At 54.6% G+C, this 3,347-nt stretch carries 2 protein-coding genes and 1 pseudogene; all 3 read right to left on the bottom strand.

Annotated features, from left to right (window positions below):
• Positions 1-127, bottom strand: a pseudogene (locus ACESLU_RS13255) (homoserine kinase); the annotation flags it as partial.
• 3 nt (positions 128-130) lie between these two features.
• Positions 131-2,602 carry a bifunctional aspartate kinase/homoserine dehydrogenase I gene (gene thrA / locus ACESLU_RS13250; RefSeq protein WP_372639108.1) on the bottom strand — a complete coding sequence of 824 codons (2,472 nt, stop codon included), beginning with the start codon at positions 2,600-2,602 and terminating at the stop codon, positions 131-133.
• An 87-nt stretch (positions 2,603-2,689) separates the two neighbouring features.
• Positions 2,690-3,347 (bottom strand): 2,3,4,5-tetrahydropyridine-2,6-dicarboxylate N-succinyltransferase (locus ACESLU_RS13245; RefSeq protein ID WP_372639107.1); only part of this gene is annotated, 658 nt, incomplete at its 5' end.

The raw sequence follows: 3,347 nt of genomic DNA, 5'->3' as shown, positions 1-3,347 counted from the left end.
GGCGGACGACAATCTCATCGCCCGGCGCTTCGAGGGCAAACCCCATGACGTCAAACCCGCAGCTTACATTGGCGACGCTGGCCGGGGCAAATACGCGGACTTCCCTGTGTTTATACGTTGCATTCATTAGCTATACGATTTTATTGCTGAAGGAGGGTACATTACTGATTCTCAGAATATCGGCCAATATGCCTCCGGCAGTGACCTCTGCGCCGGCGCCGGGACCTTTTACCACCAGCGGGGTGTCCCGGTAATGTTTCGTATGGAAAGCGATGATATTGTCACTGCCCGAAAGTCCACTGAAAGGGTGCCCGGAATCAATCTCTTCAAGTGCGACCGTGGCATCTCCCTGTTCGTACCGGGCAATATAACACAGCCGGTGACCTTGGGAGGCCGCCCGGTCGTACTGCTGGCGGAATTCGTCGTCGAATTCCGCCAGCTTCTCAAAAAAATCCTCTACGCTGTCCGCTTCCCGGGCCGGTTCGGGTACCAGGTTTTGCACCGTCAGGTCTCCCATTTCCACTTCAATCCCGGCTTCACGCGCCAAAATAAGCAGCTTGCGGGCCACATCCCTGCCGTTTAGGTCCTCCCGCGGGTCGGGCTCGGTATACCCTTTCTCCAGGGCATTCCTGACAACCTGACTAAAGGGCGTTTTCCCATCATAGGTGTTAAATATATAGCTCAGCGTTCCCGACAGCACGCCCTCTATCTTGGTAATTTCATCTCCCGCCAGCACCTGCTCTTTCAGCGTTTTTACGACCGGCAGTCCCGCTCCAACGTTCGTCTCATAGAGATACATCACATTGTGTTCAAGCGCCAGCTCCTGCAGCTCCTGGTAGCGCTTCAAAGTACCTGAATTGGCTTTTTTGTTGGCGGTGACCAGCGAAAAATTAGCCTTCATCACTTCGGGATAAAAATCGGACACCTCCTCGCTCGCGGTACAGTCGATAAACAGGCTGTTGGGCAGGTTCAGCCGGTCAGCTTCCTTCAAAAACTGCTGAAGGCTCATCGGTTCTCCCTCCTCTTCGAGACGATCCGGCCAGCCCGTAAACGGCATCCCCTCTTCACGGATTTTGTAATACCTTGAGTTGGCAATACCGCAGAGCTTGAGTTCTATATTATGCTTCTCAAAAAGGAGATCGGCCTGTTTCTCAAACAGGTCGAGCAGCTTGCTTCCGATCAGTCCGATGCCAATCAAGAACAGGTTGACGGATTTTATCTCACTCAGGAAAAAGGCGTCGTGGATCGTATTGAGCGTCTTAGCCAGGTCATCCTCCTGGACAACAATCGAAATATTCCGCTCCGAAGAGCCCTGGGCGATAGCGCGGACGTTAATGCCATTGCGTCCCAGTGACCGGAAAAAGCGTCCCGATATCCCCGGCGTCCGTTTCATTCCTTCGCCGACCGCAGCCACGATGGAACAATCCGGCTCCTCTTTTATCTCGTCGATAATCCCCTCCTCAAGCTCCCGCTTAAAATGATGTTCCAGCGCCCGCATAGCCAGGGGAGCCTCATCGGGCAGAACGGCGAAACACACGGTATGCTCCGAGGACGCCTGGGTAATCATGATAATGTTGACCCCGGCATCGGCCAGCGCCGAAAAAATACGAGCGGCGAATCCGCTAACGCCCACCATCCCGCTTCCTTTCAGCGTGATGAGGGTAATGTTGTCAATCGAGGAGATCCCCTTGACGCTCGACTTGTCATCCTGCACCTCCTGCGTAATGACGGTTCCCCTGGCTTCGGGTTTGAACGTATTTTTTATATAGATGGGAATCGCCTGCTCCATCGCCGGGTGGATGGTCGGCGGGTAGATAACCTCCGCCCCGAAATGAGAGAGCTCCATCGCCTCTTCATACGAGAGCCTTCCGATCGGCAGATAGCGCCCTACCTTGCGGGGATCGGCCGTCATGATCCCCTCGACGTCCGTCCATATTTCAATAGCTTCCGCATCCAGGGCAGCCCCGATAAGGGAGGCGGTATAATCCGACCCGCCCCGCCCGAGGGTCGTCGTTTCGCCCGTTACCGTGGAGGAGATATAGCCGGTAACAATCCCCACAAATTCACTTTCTTTGAGCCGTTCCCGGATATTTTCGTAGGTTGTGGGGACCAGCACCCGGGCGTTGCCAAAATCGTCGTTGGTCTTTATCAGCTCCCTGGCATCAATGTACTCCGCCTCTATGCCGCTGCTTGCCAATGCCTTGCTGAGGATATAGGCCGAAAGGCGTTCTCCGAAGCCCAGCACAAAGTCGCGGGTGCGGTCGGTAAGCTCGTGCGTGAGGGAGACACCATGCAGCACGTCGTCGAGCTCGTTAAGTAACACTTTGAGCTCGGTCAATACCGTGCTTTGCTGCTTGACGCCGATAAGCTTGCGCACAATATCAATATGACGGTCTTCAATAGCCTTGAGCTGCTCGCGGTAGGCCTGGTTGCCGGCAGAAGCGTCCTCCACCATCTGCAGCAGCGTGTTGGTCACCCCCCCGAAGGCGGATACAACCACCTGGATGCGGCCTTCTTCCCGCTTCAGGGCAATAAGTTTTAGAACTCTTCTGATGGCATCTTCTGATCCCACAGAAGTGCCGCCGAATTTTAAAATGCGCATTTTGTTAATTTAAATATATAAAATAGAACGATTGATTTAGGCTGTAGACTGTATTGTGGTCAATTCCTTGCACATACATCATCTACCCTATCGCAGTGCCTCCTCCAATTCAAGCGAAGCGTCGCTTTGGGCGTCACGATATTTTACAATCACCGGACAGGCCATACTAAGTCCCTGTTCGGTCGCCCAGGAGCCGCTCATGGGACGTGTACCGGGAACGACCACGGCCCCTTCGGGGATGGCGGCTCCTTTTTCGAGTATCTCTTCGTTAACACAGTCGTAGACGGGGATCGATTTTGACAAGGTGACCCCGGGGGCGATAACCGCTCCTTTTTTTACCAGGATGCCCTCCACAATAACGGACCCGGCCCCGATAAAACAATCATCTTCGATCACCACGGGACTTAATCCCACGGGTTCAAGGACGCCTCCCAGCTGCACGCCGGCGGAGAGATGGACGTTTTTCCCCACCTGGGCACAGGAGCCCACCAGGGCATGGCTGTCGATCATCGATCCCTCATCCACGTAAGCGCCTACATTCACATAGGCCGGTGGCATGATGATCACTCCGGGGGCAATATAGGCGCCGCGACGAACGGACGATCCGCCGGGGACAAGGCGTACGCTGTCGGCTACGGTAAACCGCCGGGGAGGGAGATTCTGTTTGTCAACAAAGCCGTCGTAGATGCCGGAATATTCGGTATTTTCGCCGGCGCCAAAGGAAGCCAGTATAGCTTCTTTTACT

The sequence above is a fragment of the Fodinibius sp. genome (assembly GCF_041642155.1).
In the GTDB taxonomy this organism is placed as follows: Bacteria; Bacteroidota; Rhodothermia; order Balneolales; family Balneolaceae; genus Fodinibius.
This window is presented reverse-complemented; position numbering and strand designations above follow the sequence as displayed.